Origin of the sequence: Clostridium pasteurianum BC1 (genome assembly GCF_000389635.1) — a bacterium.
Classification (GTDB): domain Bacteria; phylum Bacillota; class Clostridia; order Clostridiales; family Clostridiaceae; genus Clostridium_I; species Clostridium_I pasteurianum_A.
Map to the genome: position 1 here is coordinate 1636925 of NC_021182.1, position 17516 is coordinate 1654440.

The following is a 17516-nucleotide window of genomic DNA, read 5'->3' on the forward strand; positions in this document are numbered from 1 at the left end:
ATGTTCTTGAATTGTTAAAGGTTTAGGAGTTGATACTTTGTCAGAAAAAACCATTGTTAGAGAAGAAAATAAAATAGGGATAAGGAAACCTAAGCTGTATAAGGTCATTATGCACAATGACGATTATACAACTATGGAATTTGTAATTCAGGTGCTTACTCAGGTGTTTAAAAAAGGTGTTATTGAAGCTACAAAGATCATGTATGATGTGCATAAAAAAGGCATTGGGGTTGCTGGCATATATACTTATGATATAGCAAAAACTAAGCTTAATCAGGCAATGGATATGGCTGAAAAAAGTGGTTTTCCCTTTAAATTAAGTATGGAAGAGGAATAGAGTATGAGAATAGATGATTTGTTAAATGAAATTATTACTGCTGCTTATAATGAAGCTAGGGATAAAAAACATGAATATCTGACACCAGAGCATATCCTTTATGCTTCGTTATTTTTTGATGAAGGAAAAAAATTAATAAAAAGCTGTGGTGGAAATATAGAATTACTTAAAGATGATTTAAACACTTATTTTAATGATAATATACCAGTAGTAGAAAATAGTGAACCGACACAGACAGAAGGAATACAAAATGTACTGAATACAGCAGCACAACATATATTGTCCTCAGGGAAAGACAATATTAAACTTGAACATGTTATTGTGGCTATATATGATGAAGAAGAGGGCTTCGGAAGCTATTTTTTAAAGAAACAGGGAATAAAAAGATTAGATATTTTAAATTATATTACACATGGTATTTCTAAGGTAGAAGATGAGGAAGAGTATGAACTTATCAGTGAAGGCGAGAAAAAAGATGGATACGATGAAAATGGTGAAGTGAATGGAGCAGATAAAAAAGAGAATTTCATAAGTAGGTTTACTGTTGACTTAACTGAAAAAGCCAGAATGGGTAACATTGATCCTCTTATAGGAAGAGAAGATATTTTAGAAAAAAGTATCCAGATTTTATGTAGAAGGTTTAAAAATAATCCTGTACATGTTGGTGAGCCTGGCGTGGGTAAAACAGCCATAACAGAAGGATTAGCAAATTTAATTGCAGAAAATAAAGTGCCAAAAGCACTGAGAGGAAGTACTGTATATTATCTTGATATGGGAAGTTTGCTGGCAGGAACCAGATACAGAGGCGATTTTGAAGAGAGAATAAAGAAGGTTTTAAATAAGCTTAGAAAACAAGGAAATACTATTGTTTATATTGATGAAATCCATAATATAGTAGGTGCTGGTTCTGTTTCTGGTGGTGCTATGGATGCTTCAAACATTTTAAAACCTTTTTTGCTGGATGGAAGAATCAAATTTATAGGGGCAACTACCTATGATGAGTATAAGAAGATTTTTGAAAAAGATAGGGCATTATCTAGAAGATTTCAAAAGATAGAAGTATTAGAGCCTTCAGTGGAGGAAACCTATAATATTCTACTTGGGCTTAAAGATAACTATGAAAAATTTCATGAAGTTAAATATACAGATGAGGCACTAAAATCAGCGGCTGAATTATCTGCAAAATATATTAATGATAGATTCCTTCCTGATAAGGCTATTGACGTGATAGATGAAGTAGGTGCATATGTTAAGATACATAAGGTTAATGAAGAGGATATCAGTATAATTGATGAAGATGATATTCAAAAAGTTGTTGCTTCCATAGCAAAAATTCCGGAACAAAATGTTTCAACCAGTGAAATTGATAAATTGAAGAATCTTGAAGCAATTTTAAAAAAAGAAATATATTCTCAGGATAAGGCTGTAGAAACGGTTGTAAGAGCAATAAAACGTTCAAGAGCAGGTTTCAATGATGATAATAGAACTGTTGCAAATCTTCTTTTTGTAGGCCCTACTGGAGTGGGAAAAACAGAAATTTCAAAGAAATTGGCTGAAACATTATCTATTCCACTTATAAGATTTGATATGAGTGAATATCAGGAAAAGCATTCAGTAGCTAAACTTATAGGAGCGCCACCAGGATATGTAGGTTACGAAGAGGGTGGACTGTTAACAGATGCAGTTAGGAAAACTCCACATTGTGTACTACTGCTGGATGAGATAGAAAAAGTTCATCCGGATATTTTAAATGTACTTCTTCAGTTAATGGATTACGCAACGCTTACAGATAATACAGGCAAGAAAGCGGATTTCAGAAATGTTATTTTAATAATGACCTCCAATGCAGGAGCATCAAAGGTTGGAAAATCTATAATTGGATTTGGGGAGAGAAAGCTCCAGGGGGAAGAAATCAAAAAGGAAGTTGAAAGATTATTCTCTCCAGAGTTTAGAAATAGACTTGATGATATTGTGGTATTCAATGGTATAGATAAAACCATGGCACTGCTTATTGCAAAGAAAGCTTTAAAGGAGTTTGAAGAAAAACTTTTAGAAAAAAATATAAACTTACAGGTTACAGAAGATTGTTACCAGTGGGTTGCTGAAAAGGGATATTCTTCAATATATGGTGCTAGAGAAATTCTAAGGGTAGTACAGCATGAAATTAAACCCTATTTTGTAGATGCAGTTCTATTTGGCGATTTAGCTAAAGGAGGCACTGCAATGATTGATGTTAAAGATGGAAAAATAATAATTGACAGTGATTTTTCTAAAGAGCATTAAGCCGGTATTGAGCCTGATTGATAAATAAGCTGAAAAACTTCAGATAAAAACAAATTTTTACTCAGTAAGATTTATTATAAATGACATATTAATACTTATGGCAGTGTTTAAACGTATGAATAGGAACTTAAAAAAATAGATTGGCAGCTATCTTAATAAAATATTAAGATTTAAGTCAAAAAATGGTAACAAAATGGAAAAGAAAATTTAATATTATTCTGATATTATAAAAATATGAAAATTATCCCTTACAAAAACTTAATATGTAATATTCATTTAGTACTGATACAAAATATCAGTACTTATTTTTTTATGTGATTATTTTTAAAATAATCGGTATAAATAAAAATTAACTTGTAAATAATGTAAAATGAGTGGACAACTTATTATTGAGACAGCTGCTGTAAAAACTAGTATAGTAACAGCAGCAATTTTCTTTTTACATGTCTAAGTATGAATAAAAATATTCACAGAATAACATTAATTATAAGGAGAGATTGAATAATGGAAATTCCAATACTGATAAAAAACTCTAAAGTAGATTATAAAGAGGCGAATATGGATGAGTTAATAAGAAATGTGCGCGAACATTGTAATAACCTTGATAAATTGTCAAGAGAAGAATTTACAGAAAATGAGCAGGTATTATCTTCACAAACTCTATATTTAATTCAAGATTGTATACAGATATTAAAGTATTTAAAGGATAATGAATACAATATAGATATAGATCTTCAAATTTACAATTATGAAATTAGGGATTATAAAAAAGCAGGTAAGGTAGCTTTGAGTTGGCTTGAAGATGGAAAAGCTTAAAAGATAGAATAAAGATTAAATTATGTAGGGTAATAACTTAATAAATAATGCTTATATCCAGTATAAATATTATTTATTTGACAGCGGCTAGCATAATATAAAGGTAATCTAAATTTGGCTATTATGTTGAAAATAACACCCAGGCTTAGATTATCAATGAATCTTATTTAGTGGAAGTTTGTAATTCTACTAAATTTAGATGAATTATCAAGGAACGTGTCGCTGTTATCTCCACCTTGTAGAAAAGTAGAGAACCAAAATCTTGATTTTGTGTGAATCACTTTCACAGAGTGCGGTGGAGTGTTACAGCGACTAGTTATCGGATAAAGTGTTAAGTACTTTTTCTAATTACTAAATCAGGGCGAATCATTATACTTGATGATACATTTCTATTTTCAATAACATCATTAAGTAATTTAACGCTTAGTGAGCTGGTGATTTCTACTTTGTTGTCTACAGATGTTAATTCTGGATAGCAGCATTCAGTAAAGATGGAGTTATTAAAGCCAGTTACAGCAACATCCTTCGGAACATCAAGACCTAATTCCCTAAGTTTTTTAATAGCGCCTATGGCAGTGATATCTTCTCCAAATATTATGGCGGAAAATTTTTTGTGGAGTTTCATAAGTTTTTCCACCGCTTCACAGCCACCTTTCAGTCCTTTTTCTACTGTTATTATAGAATTATCATCTATAGTTAGGTCATGTTTGTTCATTCCAATTATAAAGCCATCTTTTTTTTCATTGGCACTATAGGTGTCTAAATCTTTTACATATACAATATCTGAATGGCCTTTTTCAACTAGATGATCCACACAAAGGGTTATTCCGTAAGAATCATCTACTAATATTGAATAGGTATTTTCTACATTTAAGAAAGCATTTATAGATACTAAGGGAATATTTTTAGCATAGATGGATATTGCAGTTTTTATATCTTCATTGTCAAATATAGATCCCATTAGAATAATGCCATCTATATTTCTTTCAGCCAGCATTTTAATGTAGTTTATGCTTTCTGTAGTCTTACCACTTGTATTGCAAAGTATGACGCTGTAGCCTAACTTATTAAATTCTCTTTCAATTATATAAGCAGTATTAGCATGGTGCACATCTGTAATATCTATAGTCAGTACCCCTATAGATTTCATAGATTTTGAAACTAAACCTCTAGCTATGGCATTAGGTGTATAATTATATTTTTTTAATATATATTCAACTTTATCTTTAGTTTTTTTACTGATATTTTCTTTATTATTTAAGACTCTGGATACAGTAGTTATAGAAACACCAGCTTCTTTGGCAATATCATAAATATTCATAGCTTTTCCTCCGTAGAAATACGTATATAAACAAAATTATTTCTTTTCATCTTATTGAAAGCGCTTATAATTTTTATATATTATTAATAAGTAATAATTACAATTTGTAAAAAATTGATAACTAATTATACTAATATAGAAGTAATTATTTAGTATAGTACATTTAATTCCTAAAATTTCTATCAATAAGATAAGCTTATTATATTTATTAATTTAGATAATGTCAAATTTAACAGCAAACAGCTTGAACTCTTGATATCAATAAGATAAGAAAGATTATTTAATCCAGAATATTTACATGAAATTCTTTTGAAAAATATTTTTATATAAAGAATTTTAGAGATTGCAAAAAAATATATTAAAATAGCTATTGAAATCTTTTACAAAATATAATATAATGAAGTTGTTGAAAATGAAAGCCCTTTCATAAGAGCTTATGAATATCTATGTAGGGGGTACATAGAATAAGTATTTTCAATTATATAAATAAAAATTTTGGAGGTGTAAATTATGATATTTGGTGACATAAATAATCTTAGTGATATGGAGAAGATTCTTCCTAAGCCTATAGTGAAAACGATTAATTATTTAAAGAGTAATGATTTCCTTAATATGGAGTCAGGAGTTTATGAAATTGATGGAAAAAATATATATGCACAGGTAATAGATACTACAACGAAGGAAAAAAGTAATGCTAAACCTGAAGTGCACAAAAAATATATTGATGTACAATTTTCAGTAGAGGGAAAAGAAAAGATAGGTTTTGCTAGAGATACTGGTAATAATGAAGTATCAGAAGATTTATTAGAAGAAAGAGATATTAAGTTTTATGAAAATGCTGAAAATGAAGTGGATTTAATAATGAAGCCGGGAAATTTTGCTGTACTTTTCCCAAATGATGTTCATAGACCTGCTTGTTCTGTTGGAGAACCATGTAATATAAGGAAGGTAATCGTAAAGGTAAACTCAGAAATACTTTAAAAGGAGAATTCTTTAATGAAAACTATACGTTGGGGAATGATTGGCTGTGGTGATGTAGCAGAAGTTAAAAGTGGCCCTGGTTTTTATAAATGTGAAAATTCAACTTTACAAGCGGTAACTAGCAGGAGAATAGAAAGAGCTAAAAATTATGCCAAACGACATAATGTGTCAAAAGTATATAATCAAGCAGATGAATTAATAAATGCTCCTGATATAGATGCTGTATATATTGCTACGCCTCCAAGTTTTCATAAAGAATATGCTATAAAATGTGCTAGGGCAGGTAAAACTGTGTATATTGAAAAACCTATGGCTGAAACTTATAAGGATTGTCTTGAAATAATAGAAGAATGTAAAAAAACAAATACACTTGCATTTGTTGCATATTATAGAAGAGCCATGGAGCGGTTTAAAAGGATTAAGAAAATTGTAAACGATAAAGTTATTGGAGATGTAAGACTTGTAAATGTAACTTTATATAAAAAAGCTGCTAAGGAAGACTATGACAGAAATAATTTGCCTTGGAGATTAATACCTGAAATCTCTGGTGGTGGCAAGTTTTTAGATATGGGAGTTCATGAAATTGACATTTTGGATTTTATATTTGGGCCTTTTTTAGAAATTGAGGGAAAAGCATCAAATCAAGCAGGATTGTATGAAGTTGAAGATATAGTTACAGCTAATTGGAAGTTTCAAAATGATGTACATGGTACTGGAATTTGGCATTTTACAAGCTTTGAAGACTGTGATAGAGTTGAAATAATTGGTGATAGAGGAAAGATATATTTTCAGTTTTTTAGTGAAAAGCCTATATATGTAACAACAAAAGAGGGTGTAGTTCAATATGAGTATAAAGATCCAGAGCATGTTCAACAACCTTTTATTCAAAGTATTGTAAATGAATTAATAGGAAACGGAAAATGTTCAGGAGATTTGGAAAGTGCTGCAAGAACAAGTGAGGTAGCAGATAAAATATTGAAGAACTATAGAATTAAAAAAGGTTTTAGTAAATTTATATAGTATTTAACTATAATTATATAATAAAGCTTAAAAGAGAGGGGAAAAAATTATGCAAATGACTTTTAGATGGTACGGTGATGATGATAAAGTTACCTTAGACCAAATAAAGCAGATACCAGGAGTTACAGGAATTGTTTCCGCTATATATGATGTTCCAGTAGGTGAAGTTTGGCCAATAGAAAAGATTATAGCTTTAAAAGAAAAAATAGAAGCTAAGGGATTAAATTTTGATACTATAGAGAGCGTACCAGTTCATGAAGATATAAAAAGAGGATTACCTACCAGAGATGAACTTATATCAAACTATTGTGAGACCTTGAGAAATCTATCAAAGGTAGGAATAAAAGTAGTCTGCTATAATTTTATGCCAGTATTTGACTGGACTAGATCTGATCTAGACTTTGAATTAGAAGATGGATCAACAGCTCTTGTATACAGACAGAAAACTGTAGAAAAAATGGATCCATCTACAGGGGAGTTGTCCCTTCCAGGATGGGATTCAAGCTATACAAAGGAAGAACTTAAGGACTTATTAAATGAATACAAAAAAATTACTGAAGAAGATTTATGGAATAATTTAGAATATTTTCTTAAAAAAATTGTTCCAGTGGCAGAATTGGCAGATATAAAAATGGCAATACATCCGGATGATCCACCTTGGTCAATATTTGGACTTCCAAGAATAATAACCAGTAAGAAAAATCTAGATAGACTTATAAATTTAGTTGATAGTCCTAGTAATGGAATAACTCTTTGCTCAGGTTCTTTAGGACCTAATCCTAATAATGATATACCTGATATGATACGTTATTTTGGAAGCAAGGGCAGAATACACTTTGCTCATACAAGAAATATTAAAATTACTGGTGATAGAGATTTTGAAGAAGCACCTCATAGAAGTGTAGATGGCTCTCTAGATATGGTTGAAATCATGACAGCCTATCACGATGTAGGTTTTGATGGGCCAATGAGACCGGATCATGGAAGAATGATTTGGGGTGAAACTGGAAGACCAGGATATGGGCTTTATGACAGAGCTTTAGGCGCAACCTATTTAAATGGAATATGGGAAACCTTAGAGAAGCAATCCAAATAGAATTATGGAACTTATATATTTTTTATTGACATGGAATATTAAAAATTAACATTTACCAATATTATGTTTAGACTATTATTCATAGAAATTTGCAGCTCAGCAGCTATGAAAAATATAAAATGTAGGGGGAGTTAAATTATGGATTTACCATTTAAAATTGATTTAAAGGATAAGGTTATAGTAGTTACTGGTGCTGGTGGAGTTATCTGCGGTACCTTTGCTAAGGCATTAGCCCAGTGTGGGGGTAAGATAGCAGTACTAGATAGAAATGAAGAGAGAGCAAGTGCTGTTGCAGGGGAAATAAATGCTAATGGCGGAATTGCAATTAGCGTACCCACAGATGTACTTAATATTGAAAGTCTTAAGAGGGCAAGGAATACAGTTAATGAGAAGTTGGGAACATGTGATGTTTTACTTAATGGTGCAGGAGGAAATAATCCAAAGGGAACCACATCTAAAGAATATCTTTTTAAAGAAGATATAGAAAACAAAAAAGAAGATGAGATAACTTTCTTCGATTTAGATCAAAAGGGAATTGAATTTGTCTTTAACTTAAACTTTTTGGGAACTCTTCTTCCGACTCAGGTATTTGCAAAGGATATGATAGATAAAAAGGATGCAGCTATAGTCAATATATCTTCTATGAATGCTTTTACTCCACTTACAAAAATTCCAGCTTATAGTGGTGCTAAAGCAGCAGTTTCTAACTTTACTCAGTGGCTTGCAGTACATTTCTCAAAGGTGGGAATAAGAGTAAATGCAATAGCTCCGGGTTTTCTTGTAACTAATCAAAATAAGGCATTGCTTTTAAATGAAGATGGAAGCTATACTGAAAGATCTAAAAAAATATTAAGTGCAACACCAATGGATAGATTTGGTGATTGTGAAGAATTACTTGGTACACTGTTTTGGCTTATAGATAGTAAAGCTTCAAGCTTTGTAAATGGAGTGGTTGTTCCAGTAGATGGGGGATTTTCAGCTTACTCTGGGGTTTAAATTGTATTATAACTGTCTGAAATATAAAATTGTTGGTACTATTAAAAAATGTTTATTACTATCTTAGACATGATAAATAAATAACTGGTCAGTATGTATACTAGTATATTTCATTGGCCGTTTATTTCCACATAGCTTAAATTAATCTATTCTTGTTGAATGTTTTACTTCCATTTAGATGGGTATAGATACCTATCTAAATGAAAGTTTTACTCCTGTATAAATTATGCTGCAGATAACAGTTTTATATATTGAAAATTTTGTTAATTAATGGTAAACTAAAAATTAAAATTAAGCAACTTCAATGTGATTTTTATAGATTTACTAGTTTTATTTCTCTCTATGTTCATTTCAGTTAAAATTTTAACTAGATAATATATTTTTTTTTATTAGATAATATTAGTATGTATATGGATAATTACAATGGTTTTGTAAAATTTAAATTTAACAAAATTTATAGAATTTATCTGTATAAGACATGCATATATTATAGATTTGACTGTTAAGTAAACGCTTTCAAAATAAATATAAATTATAATATGAGGAGTGTATAAATTATGAGCGAAAATACAAGTTCAGCAATAAAAATTCCAAATAAGCGTTGGATACACATAATTCCGCCAATTCTTTTAGTTTATATAGTAGCTTTTATGGATCGTACTAATATAGGTTTTGCAATGGCAGGGGGAATGAGCAAGGATCTTGGAATGACTGCTAGTGTTACAGGAATTGCAGCAGGAATATTCTTTGTAGGTTATTTATTTCTTCAAGTTCCAGGAGGGCAGATTGCAGAACATGGAAGTGCTAAAAAATTTATAGCAGGCACCATAGTTGTATGGGGTATTCTTGCAATCGCCTGTGGATTTGCAAGAAGTACAACTCAATTACTTGTTTTTAGATTTTTATTGGGCGTTGCAGAGGGCGGCGTTATGCCCGCAGTACTTACAATAGTTCGTCATTGGTTTCCAAGTGAAGAACGTGGTAGAGCCACTGCCTTTGTTATAATGAATAATCCAATTGCATCAATTATAACCGGACCCCTTTCTGGATTTATTTTAACTAGATTTACCTGGCACTATGTATTCATAATAGAAGGAATAATATCACTGGCATTGATTTTGGTTTGGCTACCATTAATCAGCGATAGACCAGAAACTGCTAAATGGATCAGTAAAGAAGAGAGAGAATATCTTGTTGAAAGATTAGAAGCAGAACAAAAATGTTTAGATGCTACTCAACAAAAAAAGACATCTTTAAAAGAGATTATAGGCAATAAAACCTTATGGAAATTAATCCTTATATTTTTCTTTTATCAAACAGGAGTATACGGATATACATTATGGCTTCCAACTATCCTTAAAAATTTAACTAAAACAGGAATGGGTCAGGTAGGAATTTTATCTATATTCCCTTATATAGCAACTATAATTGGATTGTTTGTTTTCCCAGCCATTTCAGATAAAACTATGAAGAGAAAGAAATATGTTATATTACCACTTATAGGCTTTGCAATATGTTTATATCTATCAGTAGGACTTCAGCAATCTATATGGCTATCCTTTGCAATGTTGGTTGGTTGTGGATTATTTTTACAGGCATCCTCAGCTGTATTCATGACAATCCCACCTGCTGTATTTAGTGCAGATGTAGCTGGTGGTGCTACTGGAATTATAAATGCATTAGGTAATCTTGGTGGTTTTATAGGACCTTTTCTAGTTGGATTGTTAATGCAGATGTTTAGTTACAATATGAGTATATACAGCTTAGTTCTATCCTTAGTATTTGCAGTTATAATTACTACTACGCTTCCAAAGGAGAAAAACGATTGTGCACATGAGACAGTACCAATAAAACCAGAAGGTGCTGTTAGATCTTAAAAATGTGTAAATCACAAAATAGTCATATGTAAAGAATAGTATGAATAATTTATATTGGGAAAATATGTAGATAATAAATATTATTAAAAGTTAGTTGGGCATTGAAATATTATTTTAAATATAATATAATTAAAATAATCCAAATTGAAAGCCCTTTCATAAAGTTTTTTTAAGATTTAGACAATATAAAATTTATTTTAGTGAGGTGTAATTATGATCTTTGGAAATATAGACAATGTTGATGATTTGGAGAAGGTTTGTCCAAAACCAATAATGAAAGCCATCAATTATTTAAAAGATAATGATTTTGTTAATATGGAAACTGGAGTATATGAGATTATGGGGGATGACATATATGCTCAAGTAGTAGATAGAACTACAAAAGAAAAATCTGAGGCAAAGGCAGAGGTTCACAGAAAATGTGTGGAGATTCAATATTCTGTTGGAGGAAATGAAATAATAGGATTTGCAAGAGATAACGGTAAGAATGTTGTTTCAGAGGAATTATTAAAGGAAAAAGATGTAATGTTTTATAAGGATGTAGAAGATGAAACCGATTTAATAATGAATCCAGGAAGTTTTGCTATATTTTTTCCGGAAGATATTCACAGACCATGGTGTGCACATAATGAACCATGCAAAGTTAGAAAAATAAATGTAAAGATTAATATTGCGTTGATTTAGCTTATGTTATAATAAGTTTAAAATGTATAAATAAGCAAGTGAATTTTACTCAGTAGAAGTTGTACTTCTACTGAGTATTAGATGATGTCCATGTATTTTAAAACTTGAGAATATGGAGTATGTATTATCTGGTAGAGTGCTATTGGCATATAAATTTATATGAAGGGAAGATATTATTATGAGAGTTAGTTTTGAAGAAATGAAAAGTGAATTTAAAAGAATCTTGATAAAAAAGGGTTTTAGTGAAGAAAGAGCAGAGGTATCAGCTCAATTATTTACAGAAACTAGTTGTGATGGAGTTTATTCTCATGGGTATGTCAGATTTCCAAGAGTAATAGAATATATAGATAAGGGCCTTATAGATGTAGAAGCTGTTCCTAGTAAAGTAGAGGGTATAGGTGCCTTTGAAAAATGGGATGGAAATATAGGAATGGGAAATTTAAATGCTAAGTTTTGTATGGAGAGAGCCATTGAATTGGCAAAGACCAATGTAATAGGCTGTGTGGCATTAAAAAACACTAACCATTGGATGAGAGGCGGAAGTTATGGTTGGCAGGCAGCAGATGCAGGATGTATTGGTATTTGCTGGACTAATACCTTTACAAATATGCCGGCTTGGGGAGCAAAGGATAGTAGAATAGGTAACAATCCACTTATATTGTCTGTACCAAGAGAAGGTGGAAATCATGTAGTGGTAGATTTAGCCATGGCTCAATTTTCCTATGGTAAAATTGAAGTAACTAAATTAAATAAAGAACAATTACCAATACCTGGAGGCTATGATTCAAAGGGAAATATAACTACAGATCCAGAAGAAATTGAAAAAACTGGTAGAGTTTTGCCTATAGGCTATTGGAAAGGATCTGGTTTGTCAATATTACTAGACCTTATAGCTACGGTATTATCAGGGGGTAATTCCGTTTTCAAAATAGGAAAAATAGATGGATCATCAGAGTATCAATTATCACAGATATTTATAGCTATTGATGCTGAGAGGGTAGCGGGAAATGAATTCCTTAAATCAGCAGTAAATGAAGTGTTGAATGATATAAAGTCTTCAGAGAGAGTGGATGAGAATAAGGAGATATTCTATCCTGGAGAAAGAACATTAAATACTAGAGAAAGAAATTTAGAGCAGGGAATACCAGTAGATGAAGATGTTTGGAAAAAAATAAAGAACATGTAATGATTTGAAACATAAAGGTGGAATATTACTTTTCAATTATTAGCTAAGAGGCTGTCTCATTAGTGCACCTAAGCACAGTGAGACAGCTTTTCAACTATTTACTATTTGATTTTTAATAAATACGTTAGGTCATTCTGAAAATTAATGAATATTTATTCCTTTTGAGACATCTACTTAGTTTTAATTATTAGAAAAATTCACATAAAACCTATAATTATTTTATAAGTTTTGTGATAGGATAAGTTTTGTGATAGGATAAATTATATACATAGTATATCTAGACCTAGAGACAGTTAGGCAAAACTAGAAAAACTTTTCATAAAACATGTATGCTGTATTTAAATAAAGAAAGGATGTAGTAATTATGAATTACTTTAATTTAGATGGTAAAAAAGCTATTGTTACAGGAGGAAGCAGCGGACTTGGGAGAGGAATGGCTGAAGGCCTTGCAGAAGCTGGGGCAGAAGTGGTTATTGTAGGTGTATCAGATAATGCTTATGGAACTGCTGAGGAATTAAATAAATTAGGATATAAGGTACATGCAATAAAAGGAGACATTGGCAAAAGAGAAAATTTAAAAGAATTATTTCATAGCTGCTTAGATAAATTAGGTGGCGATTTAGATATAGTAGTAAATAATGTAGGTATCCAAAGAAGAAATAAATGTGAAGAGTTCACCTTAGAGGATTGGGATGAAGTTATTAGTGTAAATCTTACAGCTACTTTTCAGCTGTGTCAGATGGCTGGTATAAAAATGCTTAAAAAAGGCAGTGGTAAAATTATAAATGTTGCTTCTATGCTAAGCTTCTTTGGTGGATATACTGTACCGGCTTATGCTGCCAGTAAAGGTGGGGTAGCTCAGCTTACAAAAGCTCTTGCCAATGAATGGGCAAGTAAAGGAATTAACATTAATGCTATAGCACCTGGATATATGGATACTGCTATGAACACAAAATTAATAAATGATGAAGTGAGGAATCATGAAATACTTTCAAGAATACCAGCTGCCAGATGGGGAACTCCAGAAGATTTAAAGGGAATAACTATATTTTTGGCATCTTCTGCCTCTGATTATTTAAATGGTACAGTTATACCTGTTGATGGGGGATATTTAGGAAGATAGAGTATAATCTTTCTATAAAACAATTGTATATTGATAGGTATTGAAAAAATTTTTTATTAAATCTTAAAAACAGATATAGATAGAAAAACTAAAGTTAAAAAATTAATGAAAGATATTTGAAATTTATATTGGAAAATATTTTTGAAATATTTTATTAGTATTACAAAATATTTAGGTGTTTTTCAATTGTTAATTATTTTAATAGCTAATTATTATTAAAATAATTTTTGTAAAGAGATTTAAATAAATACTATTCAAAAAATATTATTGACAAACAATATTTTTTGATTTATTATATAGTAAATTCAATAAAATCTTATCCAGAGTGGTAGAGGGACTGGCCCGTTGAAACCCGACAACCAGCATTGTTTTTAATGTGTATGGTGTTAATTCCAGCAGATTGTTTCTGAAAGATAAGGAAAACTATTTTGGTTTGTGTAGTTGTTTTTCTTATTATGGAAAGACAACTTTTATTTATTTACAGGAAGAGATTGATTCAATAAATTAATAATAATTGCAAATGAATGTATAATAGAGATTATATTATCCACAATAACCTATTAAACAAATATGATAAATAAGTACGTTGGAATAAAAACTATTAATATCTTTCTATAGGGGGTGAGCATTTGCCTATAAATATACCTGATAATCTTCCAGCTGCCAAAGTTTTAAATGATGAAAACATATTTGCAATAGATGAAAAACGTGCAAATAAACAGGATATAAGGCCGCTTAGCATAGTAATATTAAATTTAATGCCAATGAAAATTACAACTGAAACTCAAATATTGAGGCTTCTAAGTAATTCGCCTTTACAAGTGGATATAACTTTAATATATCCCAAGACTCATTCTTTTAAAAATACCTCAGAAGAGTATTTATTCAAATATTATGAAACCTTTGATGATATAAAAAATAAGAAGTTTGATGGTATGATAATTACAGGAGCTCCTATTGAACAGATTGATTTTAAAGATGTAGATTATTGGAATGAATTAGTTGAAATTATGGAGTGGAGTCTGCATAATGTATACTCAACCCTTCATATATGTTGGGGAGCTCAGGCTGGCTTATATTATCATTATAATATTCCTAAATACCCTCTTTCAAAAAAAATGTTTGGAGTTTTTCTGCACAAAACCACTGAAAAAAATGTAAATCTTTTAAGAGGGTTTGATGATGTGTTTTACGTTCCACATTCAAGACACACAGAAGTGAGAAGAAAAGATATTGAAAAAGATCCAAGATTGAAAATTTTATCTGAATCCGAGGATGCAGGTATATATATAGTAACAGCAAAGCATGGACGTCAAATTTTCGTTATGGGACACTCTGAATATGATTCTTTAACTTTAAAGGCCGAATATGATAGAGATATTTCAAATAATGAAAATATTGAAATTCCTAAGAATTATTTTAAAGATAATGATCCTAAAAAAGATCCAGTAGTAAAGTGGAGAGGTCATTCTAATTTGTTATTTTTAAATTGGCTGAATTATTATGTATATCAGGAAACACCCTATAATTTAGATGAAATTCTATAATAAATAATAATTGTATATTTTAATTTTATTAAGATATGCAAAAATATAATATAAAAGGAGATATTAGAAATGAGTGAAGAGAGAAAGTATAGTTTTGAAACATTACAGGTGCATGCAGGTCAGGAGGTAGATCCAACAACAGGATCAAGAGCAGTTCCAATTTATCAAACAACATCTTATGTGTTTAAAAATGCAGATCATGCAGCAAATTTATTTCAATTAAAAGAACCTGGAAATGTTTATTCAAGAATTATGAATCCTACTACTGATGTATTTGAAAAAAGAGTAGCAGAGCTTGAAGGCGGGGTAGCAGGACTTGCAACTTCATCAGGACTTGCAGCAATAACTTATGCAATACTTAATGTAGCTAATTCAGGTGATGAAATAGTATCTGTAAGTACATTATACGGTGGTACTTATGAATTATTTGCAGTAACTTTGAAAAAACTTGGAATAAAAGTAACATTTGTTGATCCAGATGATCCTGAAAATATTAGAAGAGCTATAACTGATAGAACAAAGGCAGTATATGCTGAAACTTTAGGAAATCCAAGAATTAATGTGTTGGATATAGAAGCAGTAGCAAATATTGCACATGAAAATAAGATTCCTTTAATCATAGACAATACTTTCGCAACTCCATATCTTGTAAGACCAATAGAATATGGTGCTGATGTAGTTGTACACTCTGCAACAAAATTTATCGGAGGGCATGGTACTACTATTGGTGGAATTATAGTTGATGGTGGTAAATTTGATTGGAGAGCAAGCGGTAAATTCCCTGACTTTACAACACCTGATGAAAGCTATAATGGTCTTGTATACGCAGATTTAGGAGCACCTGCTTTTGCTTTAAAAGCTAGAGTTCAGCTTCTAAGAAATACTGGTGCGACTCTTTCTCCTCAAAGTGCATTTTTATTCTTACAAGGTCTAGAATCATTATCTTTAAGAGTAGAAAGACATGTATCAAATACAAGAAAGATAGTAGAATTTTTAAAGAATCATCCAAAGGTTGAATGGGTAAACTATCCTGAATTACCAGATAGTCCATACAATGCATTGGCTAAAAAATACTTACCAAAAGGTGCAGGTTCAATATTTACTTTTGGAATAAAGGGCGGACTTGAAGCTGGAAAGAGATTCATAAATAGCGTTAAATTATTCTCATTACTTGCAAATGTGGCAGATGCAAAATCTCTTGTAATTCATCCTTCAAGTACAACACATGCTGAACTTAATGAAGAAGAACAAAGAGCTGCTGGAGTTACTCCAGACCTTATAAGACTTTCAATTGGTGTTGAAGGTGTAGATGATTTAATATATGATTTAAATCAAGCTCTTGAACAGGCTTAATTTATAAGCTTTAGAATTTTAAGATAAAAAGGGGATTGTCTCAAAATGTATTAATATGCATTAGAGACAGTTCCCTTTTCGTTTTTTACAGAATATGAAATATTATAGCTATAATAAGGATAAAAGCTAAAGATCTATGAATAGTTAACCATTTACCACGTGGTCTTTTAATTGATTTACCATATATGCCTAAAATAACTACTGCGGTCATAATTATTGCTGCAATTATGCCTGTTATTTTAATTCTATGAGAATTATAGGCAATAAAGAAATGTAATAACATAAGTATAAAAGTGATAATACCAGCTGTTTTGTGATTTTTAACTATGAATTTCATTATTTTTTTATAATAAGTAACAAAGTAATTTTTGTCTTTGGGCAATTTAAGAATATAATTTTTGTTTATAAACTTTACAAAAAAATTAAGTAAAGCAAATATAAAGCCTATAGCGGTTAATGTACCTAAAGGACCAATGAAATGTTTTAAGTTCATATTCTACACCTCCTTTACTTATATTATATTATAAATATAAAGGTATATAAATATGAAGTATGTAAAATAATAGGCACGTAGAATTTATCTACGTGCCTAAAAATTATTTGATAAGATTTAGAACTATTTTATATTGTTTTCATAGTCCTGAATTATCTTTTTAACCATTTGGCCACCAACAGAACCATTTTGTCTTGAAGTAAGATCTCCATTATAACCATTAGTTAAAGGAGTACCAACTTCTTGAGCTGCCTCTAATTTGAATTTGTTTAAAGCTTCTCTTGCTTCTGGTACTAAAATTCTATTACTTCTACTTGCCATGTGTTCCATCTCCTTTTTAATTGTTTATTTATGTTACACTAGTATATTGTGTAATTTAAACAATCATATTCTAGGGAATTCA

The 17516-nt window shown here is 30.6% G+C and carries 16 protein-coding genes and 1 riboswitch; of the genes, 13 read left to right on the forward strand and 3 right to left on the reverse strand.

Annotated elements, in window-relative coordinates:
* The first annotated feature begins 37 nt into the window (after positions 1-37).
* The 3 genes from CLOPA_RS07595 to CLOPA_RS07605 all read left to right on the forward strand — a co-directional run bounded on the left by CLOPA_RS07595 (position 38) and on the right by CLOPA_RS07605 (position 3436).
* Positions 38-337, forward strand: coding sequence for an ATP-dependent Clp protease adaptor ClpS (locus tag CLOPA_RS07595; protein ID WP_015614849.1), 300 nt, complete (start codon positions 38-40; stop codon positions 335-337).
* A gap of 3 nt (positions 338-340) precedes the next feature.
* Entirely contained in the window at positions 341-2620 is a 2280-nt protein-coding gene (clpA, locus tag CLOPA_RS07600) for an ATP-dependent Clp protease ATP-binding subunit ClpA (protein ID WP_015614850.1), read from the forward strand.
* Between the two features lie 504 nt (positions 2621-3124).
* Complete coding sequence (locus CLOPA_RS07605) at positions 3125-3436, forward strand: hypothetical protein (RefSeq protein ID WP_015614851.1); 312 nt, start codon at positions 3125-3127, stop codon at positions 3434-3436.
* Positions 3437-3767: 331 nt separating this feature from the next.
* On the opposite strand, the gene CLOPA_RS07610 is transcribed toward CLOPA_RS07605, so the two are convergent.
* Complete coding sequence (locus CLOPA_RS07610) at positions 3768-4757, reverse strand: LacI family DNA-binding transcriptional regulator (RefSeq protein ID WP_015614852.1); 990 nt, start codon at positions 4755-4757, stop codon at positions 3768-3770.
* A 510-nt stretch (positions 4758-5267) separates the two neighbouring features.
* Between CLOPA_RS07610 and CLOPA_RS07615 the strand changes: the two genes are divergently transcribed.
* From CLOPA_RS07615 to CLOPA_RS07660, 10 genes are all read left to right on the forward strand, one after another.
* Entirely contained in the window at positions 5268-5738 is a 471-nt protein-coding gene (locus CLOPA_RS07615) for a YhcH/YjgK/YiaL family protein (RefSeq protein WP_015614853.1), read from the forward strand.
* A 15-nt stretch (positions 5739-5753) separates the two neighbouring features.
* A complete protein-coding gene (locus tag CLOPA_RS07620) occupies positions 5754-6758 on the forward strand; it encodes a Gfo/Idh/MocA family protein (protein ID WP_015614854.1) in 1005 nt (334 codons plus the stop codon).
* Positions 6759-6807: 49 nt separating this feature from the next.
* Positions 6808-7854: a mannonate dehydratase gene (uxuA, locus tag CLOPA_RS07625; RefSeq protein WP_015614855.1), complete on the forward strand. Its 1047-nt coding sequence runs from the start codon at positions 6808-6810 to the stop codon at positions 7852-7854.
* A 138-nt stretch (positions 7855-7992) separates the two neighbouring features.
* On the forward strand, positions 7993-8850 hold the full coding sequence (locus CLOPA_RS07630) for an SDR family oxidoreductase (RefSeq protein WP_015614856.1): 858 nt from the start codon (positions 7993-7995) through the stop codon (positions 8848-8850).
* A gap of 557 nt (positions 8851-9407) precedes the next feature.
* Positions 9408-10727: an MFS transporter gene (locus tag CLOPA_RS07635; RefSeq protein WP_015614857.1), complete on the forward strand. Its 1320-nt coding sequence runs from the start codon at positions 9408-9410 to the stop codon at positions 10725-10727.
* Positions 10728-10940: 213 nt separating this feature from the next.
* The gene (locus tag CLOPA_RS07640; protein ID WP_015614858.1) at positions 10941-11411 is read left to right on the forward strand and encodes a YhcH/YjgK/YiaL family protein; all 471 of its coding nucleotides are present in this window, start codon (positions 10941-10943) and stop codon (positions 11409-11411) included.
* Between the two features lie 178 nt (positions 11412-11589).
* Positions 11590-12597: a 3-dehydro-L-gulonate 2-dehydrogenase gene (gene yiaK / locus CLOPA_RS07645; protein WP_015614859.1), complete on the forward strand. Its 1008-nt coding sequence runs from the start codon at positions 11590-11592 to the stop codon at positions 12595-12597.
* 364 nt (positions 12598-12961) lie between these two features.
* On the forward strand, positions 12962-13720 hold the full coding sequence (locus CLOPA_RS07650; RefSeq protein WP_015614860.1) for an SDR family NAD(P)-dependent oxidoreductase: 759 nt from the start codon (positions 12962-12964) through the stop codon (positions 13718-13720).
* A gap of 313 nt (positions 13721-14033) precedes the next feature.
* A riboswitch (SAM riboswitch) is annotated at positions 14034-14140 on the forward strand.
* A 209-nt stretch (positions 14141-14349) separates the two neighbouring features.
* A complete protein-coding gene (metA, locus tag CLOPA_RS07655; RefSeq protein ID WP_015614861.1) occupies positions 14350-15267 on the forward strand; it encodes a homoserine O-acetyltransferase MetA in 918 nt (305 codons plus the stop codon).
* Positions 15268-15336: 69 nt separating this feature from the next.
* On the forward strand, positions 15337-16620 hold the full coding sequence (locus CLOPA_RS07660; RefSeq protein ID WP_015614862.1) for a homocysteine synthase: 1284 nt from the start codon (positions 15337-15339) through the stop codon (positions 16618-16620).
* Positions 16621-16705: 85 nt separating this feature from the next.
* On the opposite strand, the gene CLOPA_RS07665 is transcribed toward CLOPA_RS07660, so the two are convergent.
* On the reverse strand, positions 16706-17113 hold the full coding sequence (locus CLOPA_RS07665; RefSeq protein WP_015614863.1) for a hypothetical protein: 408 nt from the start codon (positions 17111-17113) through the stop codon (positions 16706-16708).
* Positions 17114-17236: 123 nt separating this feature from the next.
* Entirely contained in the window at positions 17237-17434 is a 198-nt protein-coding gene (locus CLOPA_RS07670) for an alpha/beta-type small acid-soluble spore protein (RefSeq protein ID WP_015614864.1), read from the reverse strand.
* Positions 17435-17516 lie beyond the last annotated feature (82 nt).